13 protein-coding genes and 1 riboswitch are annotated in these 15,803 nt (G+C 68.8%); of the genes, 5 read left to right on the forward strand and 8 right to left on the reverse strand.

Annotated elements, in window-relative coordinates; all coding sequences use genetic code 11:
* Positions 1–191 precede the first annotated feature (191 nt).
* From metE to pncA, 3 genes are all read left to right on the forward strand, one after another.
* Positions 192–2,483, forward strand: a complete 2,292-nt coding sequence (gene metE / locus FQY83_RS04500; RefSeq protein WP_146385503.1) for a 5-methyltetrahydropteroyltriglutamate--homocysteine S-methyltransferase — start codon at positions 192–194, stop codon at positions 2,481–2,483.
* A gap of 95 nt (positions 2,484–2,578) precedes the next feature.
* Positions 2,579–3,472, forward strand: coding sequence for a fructose bisphosphate aldolase (locus FQY83_RS04505; protein WP_146385506.1), 894 nt, complete (start codon positions 2,579–2,581; stop codon positions 3,470–3,472).
* 190 nt (positions 3,473–3,662) lie between these two features.
* On the forward strand, positions 3,663–4,304 hold the full coding sequence (gene pncA / locus FQY83_RS04510) for a bifunctional nicotinamidase/pyrazinamidase (protein ID WP_146385508.1): 642 nt from the start codon (positions 3,663–3,665) through the stop codon (positions 4,302–4,304).
* Between the two features lie 60 nt (positions 4,305–4,364).
* Here the strand turns inward: pncA and purU are convergent, their stop codons facing one another.
* From purU to FQY83_RS04550, 8 genes are all read right to left on the reverse strand, one after another.
* Positions 4,365–5,216 carry a formyltetrahydrofolate deformylase gene (purU, locus tag FQY83_RS04515; protein ID WP_146385510.1) on the reverse strand — a complete coding sequence of 284 codons (852 nt, stop codon included), beginning with the start codon at positions 5,214–5,216 and terminating at the stop codon, positions 4,365–4,367.
* Positions 5,217–5,327: 111 nt separating this feature from the next.
* Positions 5,328–5,585 (reverse strand): DUF2789 domain-containing protein, encoded by a 258-nt coding sequence (locus FQY83_RS04520; protein ID WP_146385512.1) that lies wholly within the window; start codon positions 5,583–5,585, stop codon positions 5,328–5,330.
* A 79-nt stretch (positions 5,586–5,664) separates the two neighbouring features.
* Positions 5,665–6,069 (reverse strand): acyl-CoA thioesterase, encoded by a 405-nt coding sequence (locus tag FQY83_RS04525; RefSeq protein ID WP_146385514.1) that lies wholly within the window; start codon positions 6,067–6,069, stop codon positions 5,665–5,667.
* Positions 6,066–6,416 carry a thioredoxin family protein gene (locus FQY83_RS04530; RefSeq protein WP_146385516.1) on the reverse strand — a complete coding sequence of 117 codons (351 nt, stop codon included), beginning with the start codon at positions 6,414–6,416 and terminating at the stop codon, positions 6,066–6,068. The genes FQY83_RS04525 and FQY83_RS04530 overlap by 4 nt, the downstream gene beginning before the upstream one ends.
* Positions 6,388–6,867 (reverse strand): flavodoxin, encoded by a 480-nt coding sequence (locus FQY83_RS04535; RefSeq protein WP_146385518.1) that lies wholly within the window; start codon positions 6,865–6,867, stop codon positions 6,388–6,390. Before FQY83_RS04535 ends, FQY83_RS04530 begins: the two co-directional genes overlap by 29 nt.
* A 125-nt stretch (positions 6,868–6,992) precedes the next feature.
* The gene (locus FQY83_RS04540; protein WP_202878164.1) at positions 6,993–8,036 is read right to left on the reverse strand and encodes a ribonucleotide-diphosphate reductase subunit beta; all 1,044 of its coding nucleotides are present in this window, start codon (positions 8,034–8,036) and stop codon (positions 6,993–6,995) included.
* A gap of 179 nt (positions 8,037–8,215) precedes the next feature.
* The gene (locus tag FQY83_RS04545; RefSeq protein WP_146385522.1) at positions 8,216–10,711 is read right to left on the reverse strand and encodes a ribonucleoside-diphosphate reductase subunit alpha; all 2,496 of its coding nucleotides are present in this window, start codon (positions 10,709–10,711) and stop codon (positions 8,216–8,218) included.
* A 170-nt stretch (positions 10,712–10,881) separates the two neighbouring features.
* Positions 10,882–11,116, reverse strand: a riboswitch (cobalamin riboswitch).
* Positions 11,117–11,397: 281 nt separating this feature from the next.
* The gene (locus tag FQY83_RS04550) at positions 11,398–12,540 is read right to left on the reverse strand and encodes a carbohydrate porin (protein WP_158636432.1); all 1,143 of its coding nucleotides are present in this window, start codon (positions 12,538–12,540) and stop codon (positions 11,398–11,400) included.
* Positions 12,541–12,849: 309 nt separating this feature from the next.
* Between FQY83_RS04550 and FQY83_RS04555 the strand changes: the two genes are divergently transcribed.
* Both FQY83_RS04555 and FQY83_RS04560 read left to right on the forward strand, forming a co-directional pair.
* Positions 12,850–13,416: a cytochrome b gene (locus FQY83_RS04555; protein ID WP_146385527.1), complete on the forward strand. Its 567-nt coding sequence runs from the start codon at positions 12,850–12,852 to the stop codon at positions 13,414–13,416.
* A 198-nt stretch (positions 13,417–13,614) separates the two neighbouring features.
* On the forward strand, positions 13,615–15,774 hold the full coding sequence (locus FQY83_RS04560) for a TonB-dependent siderophore receptor (protein ID WP_146385529.1): 2,160 nt from the start codon (positions 13,615–13,617) through the stop codon (positions 15,772–15,774).
* Positions 15,775–15,803 lie beyond the last annotated feature (29 nt).

The following is a 15,803-nucleotide window of genomic DNA, read 5'->3' on the forward strand; positions in this document are numbered from 1 at the left end:
GGGAGGCGATCGGGATCCCGCGTGGCGCCTTGCGTGGCCGCGCGCGTCCCCTCGTCCGCATCGCGCAGGTTCCGGTTCGCCCGAGGGGGCGAAGGTCGCCGGCGTGTGCGCGCCAACGCGGGAAGCCGCGGCGGCCGCCTGCGCCGTTCCTTCGTTCCTCATCCGCCATCGACGCAATGAGGACACGCAACATGACCACCGTGACGACCCTGGGTTTCCCGCGCATCGGCGCCAGGCGCGAGCTCAAGCGCGCACTGGAAGCCTTCTGGCGCGGCGAGACCGACGCCGACGCCCTGCAGCGCACCGCCCGCGGCCTGCGCGAGACCCACTGGACCCTGCAGCGCGACGCCGGCGCCACGCAGGTACCGTGCAACGACTTCACGCTCTACGACCACGTGCTCGACGCCGCCTTCGGCTTCGACGCCATCCCCGAACGCTACCGCGCGCTGGCCGACGCCGATCCGCTGGCCGGCTACTTCGCGCTCGCGCGCGGCCACCAGAAGGACGGCGTCGACCTGCACGCGCTGGAGATGACCAAGTGGTTCGACACCAACTACCACTACCTCGTGCCCGAGCTGCACGCCGGCCAGCAGTTCCGCCTGCGCGGCGACAAGCCGCTCGCGCAGTTCCTCGAAGCCAAGGCGCTGGGCCTGGACGCGCGCCCGGTGCTGCTCGGCCCGGTGAGCTTCCTGCTGCTGGCCAAGACCACCGACGGCAGCGACCGCCTCGCCCTCCTCGACCGCCTGCTGCCGGCCTATGCCGAACTGCTGCAGCAACTGAAGGATGCAGGTGCGACGTGGGTGCAGCTCGACGAGCCCTGCCTGGTGCTCGACCTCGACGAGGCGGCGCGTGCGGCGTATCGCCAGGCCTATGACGTGCTCTCCCAGTTCGTGCGCCCGAAGCTGTTGCTGGCCACCTACTTCGGCGCGCTGGCCGACAACCTGCCGCTGGCGGCCGCGCTGCCGGCCGACGGCCTGCACGTGGACCTGGTGCGCGCGCCCGAGCAGCTCGAAGCCGTGCTCGGCCTGCTGCCGGAAAGCCGCGTGCTGTCGCTGGGCCTGGTCGACGGCCGCAACATCTGGCGCAGCGATCTCGACAAGGCGCTCGAACTCGCGCGGCGCGCGCGCGGACGCCTCGGCGCGGACCGCGTCTGGCTGGCGCCCTCGTGCTCGCTGCTGCACTTGCCGGTCGACCTCGACCACGAGAAGGCGCTGCCGGCCGACCTGCGCTCGTGGCTGTCGTTCGCGAAGCAGAAGCTCGGCGAGCTGCGCGTGCTGGCCGATGCGCTCGACGGCAAGACCGACAGCGACGCCAGGCTCGCCGATGCGCGCGACCGCATCGCCTCGCGCAAGGCTTCCGCGCGCGTGCATCGCCGCGAGGTGGCCACGCGCGTCGCCGGGCTGGTGCCGGGCGCATCCGGCCGCCACGCGCCCTACCCGGCCCGCGAGGCCGCGCAGGCGCGGCGCTTGGCGCTGCCGGCGTTCCCGACCACCACGATCGGCTCGTTCCCGCAGACGCACGAGGTGCGCGAGGCCCGCGCGCGGAACAGGTCAGGCAAGCTGTCCGACGCCGACTACAACACCTTCCTCGCCGCCGAGACCGCGAAGTGCGTGCGCCTGCAGGAAGACATCGGCATCGACGTCCTGGTGCACGGCGAGTTCGAGCGCAACGACATGGTCGAGTACTTCGGCGAGCAGCTCGACGGCTTCGCGTTCACGAAGAACGGCTGGGTGCAGAGCTACGGCTCGCGCTGCGTGAAGCCGCCGGTGATCTTCGGCGACGTCTCGCGCCCGGCGCCGATGACCGTGCGCTGGACGCAATACGCACAGTCGCTGACGCAGCGCCCGATGAAGGGCATGCTGACCGGCCCGGTGACGGTGCTGCAGTGGTCGTTCGTGCGCGACGACCAGCCGCGCGCGGCGACCTGCCGGCAGATCGCGCTGGCGCTGCGCGACGAGGTGCTCGATCTCGAGGCGGCGGGCATCGGCATCATCCAGATCGACGAGCCCGCGCTGCGCGAGGGCCTGCCGCTGCGCCGCTCGGCCTGGAAGCAGTACCTGGGCTGGGCGGTGGACTGCTTCCGCATCAGCGCCTCGAACGTGGCCGACGACACCCAGATCCACACCCACATGTGCTACTCGGAGTTCAACGACATCATCGAGGCGGTGGCGGCGATGGACGCGGACGTGATCTCGATCGAAACCTCGCGCTCGCGCATGGAGCTGCTGGATGCGTTCGCGAAATTCCGCTACCCGAACGGCATCGGCCCCGGCGTCTACGACATCCACTCGCCGCGCGTGCCGAACGTCGGCGAGATGGTCGCGCTGCTGGAGAAGGCGAAGGCGGTGATCCCGGCGTCGCAGCTGTGGGTCAACCCCGACTGCGGCCTGAAGACGCGCGGATGGCCGGAAACGCGCGCGGCGCTGGAGGCGATGGTCGTAGCGGCGAAGGCGCTGCGCGACGACGCGGCGAAGGCGGCCTGAAGGCGCGCCTGCAGGGGCAGGCGGCGGCCGCGGGTGGGGGGCGGTATCATGCTGGCTCCCGCCCATTTCCCACCCGACAGCACAGGAAACCGACCGTGGCAATCAACCAGCAGCAGCGTGACAGGATCGCTTCCGGCCAGGGCTTCATCGCCGCGCTCGACCAGAGCGGCGGCAGCACGCCCAAGGCGCTCAAGCTCTACGGCATCGAAGAATCGGCCTATTCCGGCGACGCCGAGATGTTCGCGCTGGTGCACGCGATGCGCAGCCGCATCGTCACCAGTCCCGCCTTCGGCGGCGAACGCGTGCTCGGCGCGATCCTGTTCGAGCGCACCATGGACGACAGCTTCGGCGGCAAGGACGCGGTCGCCTACCTGTGGGAAGACAAGGGCGTGGTGCCGTTCCTGAAGATCGACAAGGGCCTGGCCGACGAGGCCGACGGCGTGCAGCTGCTCAAGCCGATCCCGGGGCTGTCCGACCTGCTGGCGCGGGCGAAGGCCAAGGGCGTGTTCGGCACCAAGGAGCGCTCGGTGATCAAGGCCAACAACGCGGCCGGCATCGCCGCGGTGCTCGACCAGCAGTTCGACCTGGGCCAGCAGGTGCTCGACGCCGGGCTGGTGCCGATCATCGAGCCGGAGGTCGACATCAAGGCCGCCGACAAGGAAGCCATCGAGGTCGAACTGAAGAAGGGGCTGCTGGCGCGCCTGGACAAGGTCGATCCGCAGACGCCGGTGGTGCTCAAGCTCACCCTGCCGAGCGTGGACGGGTATTTCCGGGAGCTGGTCGACCACCCGAGCGTGCTCAAGGTGGTGGCGCTGTCGGGCGGCTACAGCCGCGACGACGCCAACGCGAAGCTGGCGAAGAATCCCGGCGTGATCGCCAGCTTCAGCCGCGCGCTGAGCGAAGGGCTGAGCGCGCAGCAGAGCGACGCCGAGTTCAACGCGGCGCTGGATGCGGCGATCGAGTCGATCTATCGCGCCTCGATTGCCTGAACCTGGCTGCAGACGCATCAGAAGCCGGCGCGGAAGCGCCGGCTTTTTCATGGGCGCTGGCTGGAGGCAGGAAGGCCGTGCCTTGGCTCCCTCCCCCGCCTGCGGGGGAGGGTTGGGGTGGGGGCCAGCCGAAGCCATTCCCGCTACCCCGCCATGACCGCCTGCTACGCTGACATCGAGGCTTCCCCCAATGCCCACACTCCCCGCCACCACCGCCCTGCTCGTGATCGACCTGCAGCCGGACTTCATGCCCGGCGGCGCGCTGGCCTGCCATGAGGGCGACGCCATCGTGCCCGGCATCGCCGCCCTGCTGGCGTCGCGCCGCTACCGGACCGTCGTCGCCACCCAGGACTGGCATCCGCCCGGCCACGCCTCGTTCGCCTCCAGCCATCCCGGCCGCGCACCGTTCGAAACCATCGCACTGCACGGCCAGCCGCAGGTGCTCTGGCCCGACCATTGCGTGCAGGGCACGCCCGGCGCCGCGCTCGACCCGCGCGTGGACTGGCGCGCGGCCGACCTGATCCTGCGCAAGGGCACGAATCCGCAGGTCGATTCCTACAGCGCCTTCCGTGAAAACCACGGCCCCGGCGGCACCCGCCCGTCGACCGGACTGGCCGGCTGGCTGCGCGAGCGCGGCATCGACGACGTGCACCTGTGCGGGCTCGCGCGCGACTACTGCGTGCTGTGGTCGGCGCAGGACGCGGCGGCGGCGGGATTGCGCGTGCGCTTCCTGTGGGAGCTGACCCGGCCGGTCACGCCGGACGGCGACGCGTCGACGCGCGAGGCGCTGCGCACCGCCGGCGTCGACATCGACAATCGCGACATTCCGTAGGTCGGGGCTACGCCCCCGACGCTCTGTTTTCGCGCGTCGGGGGCGTAGCCCCGACCTACGTCAGCGAAACACCACCGTGCGATGCCCGTTGAGCAGGATGCGATGCTCGACGTGCAGCCGCACCGCGCGCGCCAGCACGCGCGATTCGACGTCGCTGCCGATGCGGATCAGCGCGGCCGGCGTCATCGCATGGTCGACGTGGGCCACGTCCTGTTCGATGATCGGGCCCTCGTCGAGGTCGCCGGTCACGTAGTGCGCGGTGGCGCCGATGATCTTGACCCCGCGCGCGTGCGCCTGGTGGTAGGGCTGCGCGCCCTTGAAGCTGGGCAGGAAGCTGTGGTGGATGTTGATCGCGCGGCCGGCGAGCGCATCGCACAGCCCCGGCGACAGGATCTGCATGTAGCGCGCCAGCACGACCAGGTCGATGCGCTCGCGTTCGACCAGGTCGAGGATCTGCCGTTCCTGCACCGGGCGATTGTCGGCGTCGACCGGCAGGTGGTGGAACGGCACGCCGTAGGACGCAGCCAGCGGCGCGTAGTCCGCATGGTTGGAGGCGACCGCGGCGATGTCCGCAAGCAGCTGGCGGCTGTGGGTGCGGAACAGCAGGTCGTTGAGGCAGTGGCCCTGGCGGCTGACCAGCACCAGCAGGCGCGCACGCCGGCGCGTATCGTGCAGCTGCCAGTCCATCGCGTGCGCATCGGCCAGCGGCGCGAAGGCCGCGTGCACCGCGTCGATCCGCGCCGCATCGGGCGTGTCGAAATGCACGCGCAGGAAGAAGCGCCCCGACTCCGCATCGCCGAACTGCTGCGCATCGAGGATGTTGCAGCCGTGCTCGAACAGCAGCGAGGAGACGCGGAAGACGATTCCGGTGCGATCCGGGCAGGACAGGGTCAGGATGTGGTCCCGGGGCATCGGCGGCGGTGCGGTGGCGATCGCGCGACTATGTCACACCGGCCCCGGCGGATGTGCGTTCGGTTTCCCGTGCAACCGCGCCGCCCGTGGCCGTCCTCCCTGCCCGGCAGGTCAGAGCCCCGTCTGCCGCTTCACCGCATCCTCGTGCAGCGATTCGTTGAGCTGGTCGACGATGGTCGTCCAGCTCGCGTCGGCCCCCAGCTGCTCGGCCAGGAACTGGCGCTGGCCGTCGTTCCAGAACGGCGCCTCGGCGATATGCACGTCGGCCTCCAGCTGGTGCTCGCGGATGAACCGGGCGATCGCGCGGTCGTCGGCATCGAGCCCTAGCTGCAGGAACAGGTTGCTCATCCTGGGTTCGGTATCGTCCATCGTGCGTGCCCCGTGGCCTGGGTTGAAGTCGAACGCATCCTGCCACGCCGCCGGTCGATGCCGCGCAAAGACTGCTGGCTCAGCCGACCGGCCCCGGCAGCGCGGGCACCCGCGTCGGCGTCCCGTCCTCGTCCAGCGCGATCATCGTGAAGCGCCCGCGCGTGCACAGTTCGCGTTGGCCGCTCAGCAGGTCCTCGGCCACGACGTCCACCTGCACCTGCATCGAGGTGTTGCCGACCTCGACCACGCGCGCGACGGTTTCGACCAGCTGGCCCTGGCGGATCGGCAGGCGGAAGTCGACCTGGTCCGACCGCGCGGTGACCACGGTGCGGCGCGCATAGCGCGAGGCGGCGATGAAGGCGGCCTTGTCCATCCACGCCAGCGCCTGGCCGCCGAACAGGGTGCCGAGGTGGTTGGTGTGGTCGGGGAACACGATCTCCAGCATCCGCGCCTCGGTCGCGGGCGTGTCCGGCGCGGGCGTCATGCCGCGGATTCGGCGGGTTCGTCGAGATGCAGGCCCACCGCCTGCGCGATCTGCCCGGGCGCCTGGAAGCCGGCCAGTCGCCTGGCCTCGCTGCCGTCGCGGAACAGCGACAGCGTCGGCGTCTGGCGCAGGCCGAGGTCGCGGAAGAAATCCTCGCCGAGGATTTCCATCTTCACCTTCAGCAGCACCAGGCCGGCGGCGGCGTCTTCCCCGGCGAACTTCTGCAGCGATATCTCCAGCATCCTGCAGCCGGGGCAGTCGTCCTTGTAGTAGTCCACCAGCAGGCGCGGGTGCGCTTTGATGGCGGCGTGGTAGTCGTCAGGCGACGCGGCGTGCAGGGTCAGCATGGTCAGTGGTCTCGATGGAATCCAGGAGGTGGTCGGTCCAGCGCTTGATCGCCAGGGCGTCGCGTTCGCCGTGCGGCATCTGCTCGATCTCCAGCCGCGGATGGCGCGTGCCGAAGAAGTTCGCCATGCGCCGCACCGCGCCGCAGTAGTACTCCTCCCCCCACTGCGTCTCGCCGGTGCCGAACACGGCGAGGTTGCCGGGCTTGCCGACCGCCTCGACCAACTCGGCTATGAAGCGCTTCATCTCCGGCGGCGTGCGGCCGGCGTTGTCGGACCAGGAGCCGAGCAGGTACAGGTCGTGGCGGGGATCGTCGCCACCGGCCGCGAGCCCCTCGATATCGGCCTCGATCCAGGTCACCGCGTGGCCCAGCGCCTCGCAGCGCGCCCGCACGGCGCGCGCGACATCGCGCGTATTGCCGCTGAGTGATGAGAAGGCGATCAGGATGCGCATGGCGTCAGTGGGTGGCAGGCGGTTCTCTTTCCTGCCGTCATCCCCGCGAAGGCGGGGATCCAGTGTCTTTGCAGCGGTGCGGCGAAAGACGCTGGGTTCCCGCCTTCGCGGGAACGACGGATTGGTTACAGATCGTCGAAGCCGTTGTCGGAGTTGGTCTTCTTGTACGACGCGTTGCGCATCTCGAAGAAGTCGGTCTTGGTCTCGGTGAAGTTGTCGGCGTAGGCCTTGATCCAGGGCATCACGTTGTCGGTGGCGTCCGAGTACAGCTTCTCGATGCCGAGCATGCCGGCCATCTTGTTGGCGCGGTACTTCACGTAGCGGATCATCTCGTCGACGTCGATGCCGTCGATGCCGTCGAGCACCTCGCCCGTCCACTGCGTCTCCAGCGCGATCGCATGCTCGAAGGCCTGGTGCACGTAGTCGGTCAGCTCGTCGGTCTGCAGCTCCGGGTTCTCGCCGACGATGGCGCGGATCACCTCGCTGATGAACTTGGTGTGCGCCAGCTCGTCGCGGTTGATGAAGCTGATGATCTTGCCGGTGCCGGTCATCCGGTTCTGGCGGACCAGGTTGTAGAAGTAGGCGAAGCCGGAATAGAAGTTGATGCCCTCCAGGATCGAGGACTGGATCAGCGAGCGCAGCAGGGTCTCGGCGGTCTTCTCGCGCATGAAGTCGTCGTACGACGCCATGATCGGCGCGTTGCGCTTCAGGATCGTGGGATGCGTGCGCGCCAGTTCGAACACGCGGTTCTGGTTGGCCAGGTCGGTGATCGAGGCCAGCACGTAGCTGTAGCTTTCGTTGTGGATCACCTCCTGCTGGCCGATGATCGCGGCGTTGGCGTGCGCGGCCGGGTCGGTGATGTATTCGGCGACGTTGTAGATGAAGCGCGTCTGCGGCGAGTCGAGCGTGGCCAGCAGGCCGATGATCGAGTCGTAGGCGTTCTTCTCGCGCGCCGAGAGCTCGCCGTACTGCTTGGCGTCGCCCTTCATGTCGACCTCGTCCGGGATCCAGAAATTGGTCGAGAGCTCCTTGTAGGCGCGGTAGAACGACGGGTACGGGATGTCGTTCCAGTTGAGGATGCCGGAGGTCTTGCCGTTGATGATCCCGGTGGAGCGGTTGGGGTGGCGCGGCTCCAGGATCCGGATGCGGTCGAGCGGCGTGGCGGTCAATGGTGCGGTAGCGGACATGGAAGCTTTCTCTGCTTGTCCGGCCGCTCGCGACCGGACCTTCTGGAGGAAAGCCCCCCTGAGTCAGGGGGGGCGCGCCGAAGGCGCGGGGGTATGGATGCAGGTGATGCAGGGTCCACGGTTCGCTTTGCGAACCGTGGAAGCGGAAGCGCGAATGCGCTTCAGCTACTGCACCACTCGCACTCGGCGATGTCGATGTCGTTCGAGCGCACGTAGTAGGTCGTCTTCAGCCCCTCGCGCCAGGCGGTCATGTGCAGCTCCAGCAGGGTGCTGGCGCGGATGGTGCTGGGCACGTAGAAGTTGAAGCTGATCGACTGGTCGACGTGGCGCTGGCGGCGCGCGTTCTGGCGCACGCTGGCGAACTGGTCGACCTTGTACGCGCCCTTCTCGTAGTACGGCCAGGTCTCCAGCGACAGTCCCGGTGCGGCCACCGGGCGGCGGTAGTCCTTCTTCTCCTCGTAGTAGAACGCGGAGTAGATCGGGTCGATCGAGGCGGTGCTGCCTGCGATCTGCGCGGTCGACATGTTCGGCGCGACCGCCAGCAGCCAGCCGTTGCGCACGCCGTTGACCGCGACCTGCGCCGACAGCTCCAGCCACTTGCTGCTGTTGTAGTCGCGGGCGCGGAAATACTCGCCGTTGTGCCAGTCGCTGCCGAGGAAGGCGCTGTAGGTGCCCTTTTCCTTGGCCAGCTCCATGCTCGCCTGCACGGTGAGGAAGTTGATCCGTTCGTACAGCTCGTCGCTGAAATCCTCCGCTTCGGGCGTGTTCCAGTGGATGCCCTTCTGCGCCAGCAGGTGGTGCCAGCCGAACGTGCCGAGGCCGATCGCGCGGTACTTGCGGTTGGTGATCGTGGCCTGCGGCACCGGCAGGTCGTTGAGGTCGATCACGTTGTCGAGCATGCGCACCTGGATCGGGATCAGGCGCTCGAGCACGTCGGTGATCAGGTCGCCCTGGTCCTCCTGCGGCAGCACCGCGCGGCCGAGGTTGACCGAGGACAGGTTGCAGACCACGAAGTCGCCGGCCTGCCTGGTGGTGACGATCTGGTTGCCCGAGATGATCTCCTGCATCATCCGCGTCGGGCTCATGTTCTGCAGGATCTCGGTGCACAGGTTCGACGAGTACACCATGCCGGCGTGCTTGTTCGGGTTCTTCCGGTTGACCTCGTCGCGGTAGAACATGAACGGGTTGCCGGTCTCGAGCTGGCTGACCATGATCCGCTTGAAGATGTCGATGGCCTTGACGGTCTTGCGCGCGATGCGCTCGTCGGCCACGACCTCCTCGTACTTCTTGCGGAACGTGCCCTCGCCCCGCTTCTCGTCGAAGAAGTCCTGCAGGTACCAGCCCTTGATCCGCTTCACCTCGTGCGGGTCGAACAGGTACCAGTCGCCGCGGCGCTCGACCGCCTCCATGAACAGGTCGGGGATGCAGACCGAGGTGAACACGTCGTGCGCGCGCAGGCGCTGGTCGCCGTTGTTCAGGCGCAGGTCGAGGAAGGCCTCGATGTCGCGGTGCCAGACGTCCAGGTACACCGCGACCGCGCCCTTGCGCTGGCCGAGCTGGTCGACCGACACGGCGGTGTTGTTGAGCTGCTTGATCCACGGCACCACGCCGCCCGACGAATTGGGCACGCCGCGGATCGCCGAACCCGACGAGCGCACGTAGCCCAGGTAGGCGCCCACGCCGCCGCCGCCCTTGGACACGCGCGCGATGTCGGTGTTGGAGTCGTAGATGCCCTGCAGCGAATCATCGACCGTGTCGATGAAACACGAGGACAGCTGGCCGCCGATCTTGCCGGCGTTCTGCAGCGTCGGCGTCGCGACGGTCATGTACAGGTTCGACAGCGCCCAGTAGGCCTCGCCGACCAGCTGCATGCGGCGCTCGCGGGGCTTTTCATCCTGCATGAGGTACAGCGCGATCGTCAGCCAGCGCTCCTGCGGCAGCTCGTACACCGCGCGCGAGGTGTCGGTGGCGAGGTAGCGCGTGGCCAGCAGGTACAGGCCGTTGTAGGCGAACAGCTTGTCGCGCCCGGGGTCGATCATCTTCCCGGCCTCGACCAGCTCCTCCTTCGAGTACGCGCGCAGGATGTCGTTGGAATAGACGTTGCGGTCGGCCAGGCTCTCCTGCAGGCCGACGTAGGAGCCGTACTTCTGCTCGGTGTCGTAGAAGCGGTTGCGGCTGGCGCGCTTGTACAGGCGGTGCAGGTACAGGCGCGCGGCGAAGATCTCCCACTCCGGCGCGGCGACGTCGACGCGGGCCTCGGCCTCGCGGATCAGGTGGTCGACGAGGTCGTCGGCGTTCACCGCATCCTTGCGCTCGACGAAGCCGAACACGCTGCGCTTGTAGTCGGCGATGTCGAGCTGCGGGAATTCGGCGTGGACGCGGTCGATGGCGCGCTCCAGGCGCGCGCGGTCGTAGGGAATCCGGCGGTTGCCGGCTTCCTTGGTGATCCAGGTGGCCACGTCCTGGTCGGCGGTGGCGGTATCGGGCATGTCGGTGGCTCTCGGCGCCGGGATGGCATCGTCGGTCTCGACGGCGTCCGGGGCGGGGGCGGCGGGCTTCGCGGCCGCGGTGGCGGTGGCGGCGGCGGCGGCGGCGGCGGCATCCGCAGCGGTCGGTTCGATGGCCGGCTCTGCGGCCGGTGTGTTGTGGTTGCTCATGCGTCCTCCTTGCGTCGCGCACGCGTCCGGCCTGTCCCCCGCAGGCGGAGGCCCGGATCGTCAGGTTGGAAAAGCGGCGTCGCAAAAGCGGGGACTGCGCGAACGGCGCCCCGGTCCTGCGTCGCCAGCCCTCTCCCCCCGGAGATCCCGCGGCCGGCACCGCGCGGCGTGCAAACGCGCGGCTGTCGGCAGGTCTTCGGACTCACGGGCACGGAAGGCAGGCCTTCCACCTTGTCCGCCGCTTCCCGGAAGCCTTCGCTCCAGTGCTGATGGCGGGTTCGTTCCCGATTACCGCTGCGGGGCAGCGCCGGAATGGCCGCGGACCCTTGCGGGGGTACGGCGTCACCGGCTTCCCTTTTCATCCTCCGGCGTGGGGCGGGAGGAACCGACGGGCACAACATAGTGGGGTGTCACGGAACCGTCAACACCAAATGTTGTGTGGAACAGAAACGTTCAATTGCAACCGTGTTCCACGGGCCGCGGAGGGGAAAAACCGGGGTCAGAGTGCGGTTTCGCCGCCTGCCGAACCGGCAACCGGGCGGAGACCGGAAGGGAAACAGCGCTCCGCCCCCGGTTTTCCCCGGGCCCGGGTCAGTTTCGCCGCCAGCGGACAGCCGCTGAACGGCCCGCGACGGCGGGGATTCTTTCCGCATGCGCCGCGACGGTCCCCGTCTGCATGGCGTCGGTCAGTGCGCCAGGCTTGCGACCAGGCGCAGGCCGATCGCCAGCGCGTCGTCACGGCTGCGGTCGAGTCCGGGATTGAAGACGTACTGCAGGTCCGGCTGCAGCGCGAGCCTGTCGGTGAGCGCGAAGCGGTAGGTCAACTCGAGTGCCGTTTCCGCGCGCGCAGCCGCGATGCCGTCCTGCGCCAGGACATCGAGCTGGTTGCGGCCGGCGACGGCGTGGGCAATGGCGATTCCGGCCTCGTCGGCCTGCCGCCCGGCGAACGGTCCGACCCAGTGCAGGCCAACGCTGTAGAACCGGTCGAACGGATTGGTCCGCGCGCTCGCGCCACCGACGCGGAAGAACCCGCGCAGGCCGCGCGCCTCGTCGCCGGACAGCAGCGCCTCGCCGCGCAGGTAGGCGCCCGCGCTGGTGCCCGTGGCCCCGTCGCCGGCGAGATCGTCCTGGTCCCTGGAATAACCCCATGCGCCGAGCAGAAGCCGTTGCTGTCCGCGCTGCAGGTCGAGCTCCGTGATGCCGAACGCGCCATCGCTGCCGCCGATGCGCAAGGTGCTGTGGTCGGGACGATCCGGGTCGTTGGGCACGCCGTCGAGCACGGCCGTGCGCAGGGTCGCCTGATCGGTGAGCGCGAAGGACAGGCGCAGGCCCGGCGAGGTATGCGGAAAGATCGAGGGCCCGTTGCGGCCACTCTGCGCGATGTCGGTGCCGATGCCGTGGGCGCTGTGGAGGAACAGCGCCGAACCGTCGAGCGCATCGAACTCGCTGTTGATGTCGTACAGGCCGGCGCGCAGCGACCAGCGGTCGCCGTCGCCGCGATACTCGACCCAGGCTTCCAGCGGCAGCAGCGCGCGCCCCCCGGTTTCGATGTTGGAGATCCCCTGGGCGTCTCCGGCCAGCTCGCTGGCGCTGTTGCCGTTGTTGTGGATCAAGTGGAGCCGCGCGCTCGTCCGCGGCAGGTCGAACAGGCGTTCAAGGTCGAACTCGGCGGCCAGGCCGACCTGCGTCAGGTAGCGCGTCCCGCGGTTGCCGTCGCCGTCGAGCGACCACGCATCGAGGGTATAGGCCAGCTCCAGCGCGTGCGCATTGTCCTCCGCGGATGTCGCGATGACGGGAGGCGCCGCCGTCCCCAGGCCGGCCAACAGCAACAGCGCGGGTCCGCGAACGTGCAAGGGGGCCTGTACTGCGGGACCTGGTGAAGACATTGGCTGCTGGCCTCCCGGCTGGGCGCGTGGCGACGGACCTTGGGATGATCGCGGCATCCGGGGCCGCGGGCTACGCCCAACAGGCCACAGGCTGCCTCCGACGGGCCCTGGATCTGGCGTAATCGCACGGTTGCGTGGCCGTTGTGCGACAGCCGGGTGCGCGATGGCTTGCTAGCTTGCGAGGCGACGGAGAGGCGTCGACGCTGCCCGCGATGGGCGACGGACGCTCCGCGTGACGGGAGGATCGGGACGATGGCAAGCACGGTTCACACGGGCGGCTACCACCGCTGGTCGATCAGGCTGCATTGGGCGATGGTGTTGCTGTTCGTGGTGGTGTACGCCTTCATCGAACTGCGCGTGCTGTTCGACAAGGGGACGGATGCGCGCGAGGCAATGAAGGCGGCGCACTTCATGTGCGGCCTGCTGGTCCTGCTGCTGGTGTGGCTGCGAATCGCGTTGAGGCTGATCTACCGCGTGCAGCCGATCGTGCCGCTGCCGCCGGCCTGGCAGCGCGTGGCGTCGGCGACCATGCAGGGCGCCCTGTACCTGATGATGATCGGCATGCCGCTGGCGGGGTGGGCGACCCTGAGCGCGTACGGCAATCCCGTGCCCTTCTTCGGCCTGGAACTGCCGGCGATCGTCGCCACCGACCGGGCGCTGGCCTCGCAGCTCCAGGACTGGCACGTGCGGATCGGCGACCTCGGCTATTGGCTGATCGGGCTGCATGCCGTTGCCGGCCTCGCGCACCATTACGTGCGCAAAGACAATGCGCTGACGCGGATGCTTCCCGCGAAAGCCGCCAGGACCGACCCGGCATGACCGCAGCCGCGCGCGAGCCGTCGGTGGATGCGGCCATGTGACCAGGCCTGTCCCGGGCAAGCCCGCTTGGCCTGAATTCGACGGCTTCCGACCCTCGTGATGCAACTGTTCGCGTCAGGCGGATCATATTCAGGGCGTCCAGTCGGAAAAGACGCTCGCCGCTCCGTGTTCGCACGACATTTCCAGGGGAAACAACAGATGAACCAGCACGATATTCCAGGCGGACGCACGTATCGCCGGCGCATCCTGGCGGCGACGGTTGCGATGGCGCTCGCTGCGGGCGCCGCGCAGGCGCAGCAGGCGTCCAGCGAGTCCACCGCGGAGGCCACCGAACTCGACCGCATCGTGGTCTCCGCGCCGAATTACGTGCCATCGGGCAGCCTGACCGCGACCAAGTCGTCCGCACCGCTGATCGAGACCCCGCAGTCGATCTCGGTGGTCACCCGCGACCAGATCGACCTGCTCGGCTTCACCGACGTGCAGCAGGCGATCCGCTACACCGCCGGCATCGTCGGCGAGAACTACGGTCCCGACCTGCGCTACGACTTCCTGACCCTGCGCGGCTTCACGCCCAAGCAGTACATCGACGGCCTGCAGGCGCCGATCAGCACCACCATCTTCAACGTCGGCGTCGACCTGTACGGCTTCCAGGAAGTGGACGTGCTCAAGGGCCCGGCCGCGGTGCTGTACGGCAACTCGCCGCCCGGCGGCATCTACAACCTGACCAGCCGCCGCGCCGAGGACGTCCTCGGTGGCGAGATCGGGGTCAAGTACGGCAGCGACAGCTACAAGGAGCTGCACGGCACCGTCACCGGGCCGATCGCCGACGGCCTGAGCGCGCGCGCCACGCTGCTCTACCTCGACCGGGGCTCGCAGACCGAGCACGTCGAGGGCGAGCGCACCTATTTCGCGCCGACCTTCACCTGGAACATCGGCGAGAACACCAGCCTCACCGGCCTGGCCTACTACCAGAAGGACGCCAACACCGGCGACACCAACGGCTTCCTGCCGGCCGAGGGCACGCGCCTGGGCAATCCCCACGGCGTGATCCCGCGCGGCCGCAACCTCGGCGAGCCGGACTACAACCGCTACGACCGCACCCAGACCGCGATCGGCTGGGACTTCCGCCACGCCTTCAGCGACCGCGTCAGCTTCCAGCAGAACGCGAAGTGGTACGAGTACGAGGAGTTCCAGAAGGTCGTCTATTCCACCGGCCTGCAGGAGGACATGCGCACCGTCAACCGCGCCAGCTATCCGTATGCGGAAGACGTGGACGGCTTCGCGATTGACAGCCGCTTCACCCTGGTGTTCGGCGGCGACGGCGGCGTGCGCCATACCGTGCTCGCCGGCTACGACTACCGCGACCTCGAGAACTTCGCGCGGTTCGGATTCGCCGGCGCGCCGTCGCTGGACGCCTTCGCTCCGGTCTACGGCGCGGCCCCGATCGACACCCCGGAGCTGAGCTTCATCTTCAACGACCAGCGGGTGAAGCAGTCCGGGCTCTACGTGCAGGACCAGATCAAGGCCGGCAACCTCGTCGTCACCCTCAGCGGTCGCTACGACGACGTCAAGCTGCACGACAACCAGGGCGGCGTCACCACGAAGCAGGACGAATTCAGCTACCGCGCCGGCCTGAACTACGTGTTCGACAGCGGCTGGGCGCCCTATGTCAGCTACGGCAGCTCGTTCGAGCCGGTCCTGGGCACGGATTCGGAGACGGGCGAGGGCTTCGAGCCCAGCACCAGCACCCAGCTCGAGGCGGGCGTGAAGTTCGACGCGCGCGGGCTTCCACGCGGCGTGCGCCTGTTCGCGACCGCCGCGCTGTTCCAGATCGAACAGGACAACCTGGTCAGCGTGCAGTCCGGGCAGACGCCGATGTTCGGCCGCCAGCTCGGCGAGGTCGAGGCCAAGGGCGGCGAACTGGAAGTGGTGGCCCGCATCCACGACCAGTGGAGCATCAACGCCTCCTACAGCTACACCAGGACCGAAGTCGTGCGCGACGCGGGCGGGTTCGCCACCGGCGATCCGCTGCCGACCACGCCCGAGCACAAGCTCACCGCGTTCGTCGACTACACCCTCCAGCAGGGCAGCCTCGCCGGCCTGGGCTTCGGTTTCGGCGGCCGCTATCTCAGCGAATCCGCCGGCAGCCTGGTCGACCAGTGGAATCCGTCGGTGATCTACGCCAAGTCGACCGCGATCTGGGACGCCATCGTCCACTACGACCGCGACAACTGGCGCTTCGCGCTCAACGCCAGCAACCTGTTCGACAAGGAGTACGTGGGTCGCTGCGCCGGCATCGCCAACTGCATCTACGGCCAGGGCCGCCAGGTCATCGCCACGGTGACGTGGAGGCTCTGAGGCAGGCCGCGGCGTCCGTGCGGGCCGGC

The organism is Luteimonas marina, assembly GCF_007859325.1.
In the GTDB taxonomy this organism is placed as follows: Bacteria; Pseudomonadota; Gammaproteobacteria; order Xanthomonadales; family Xanthomonadaceae; genus Luteimonas; species Luteimonas marina.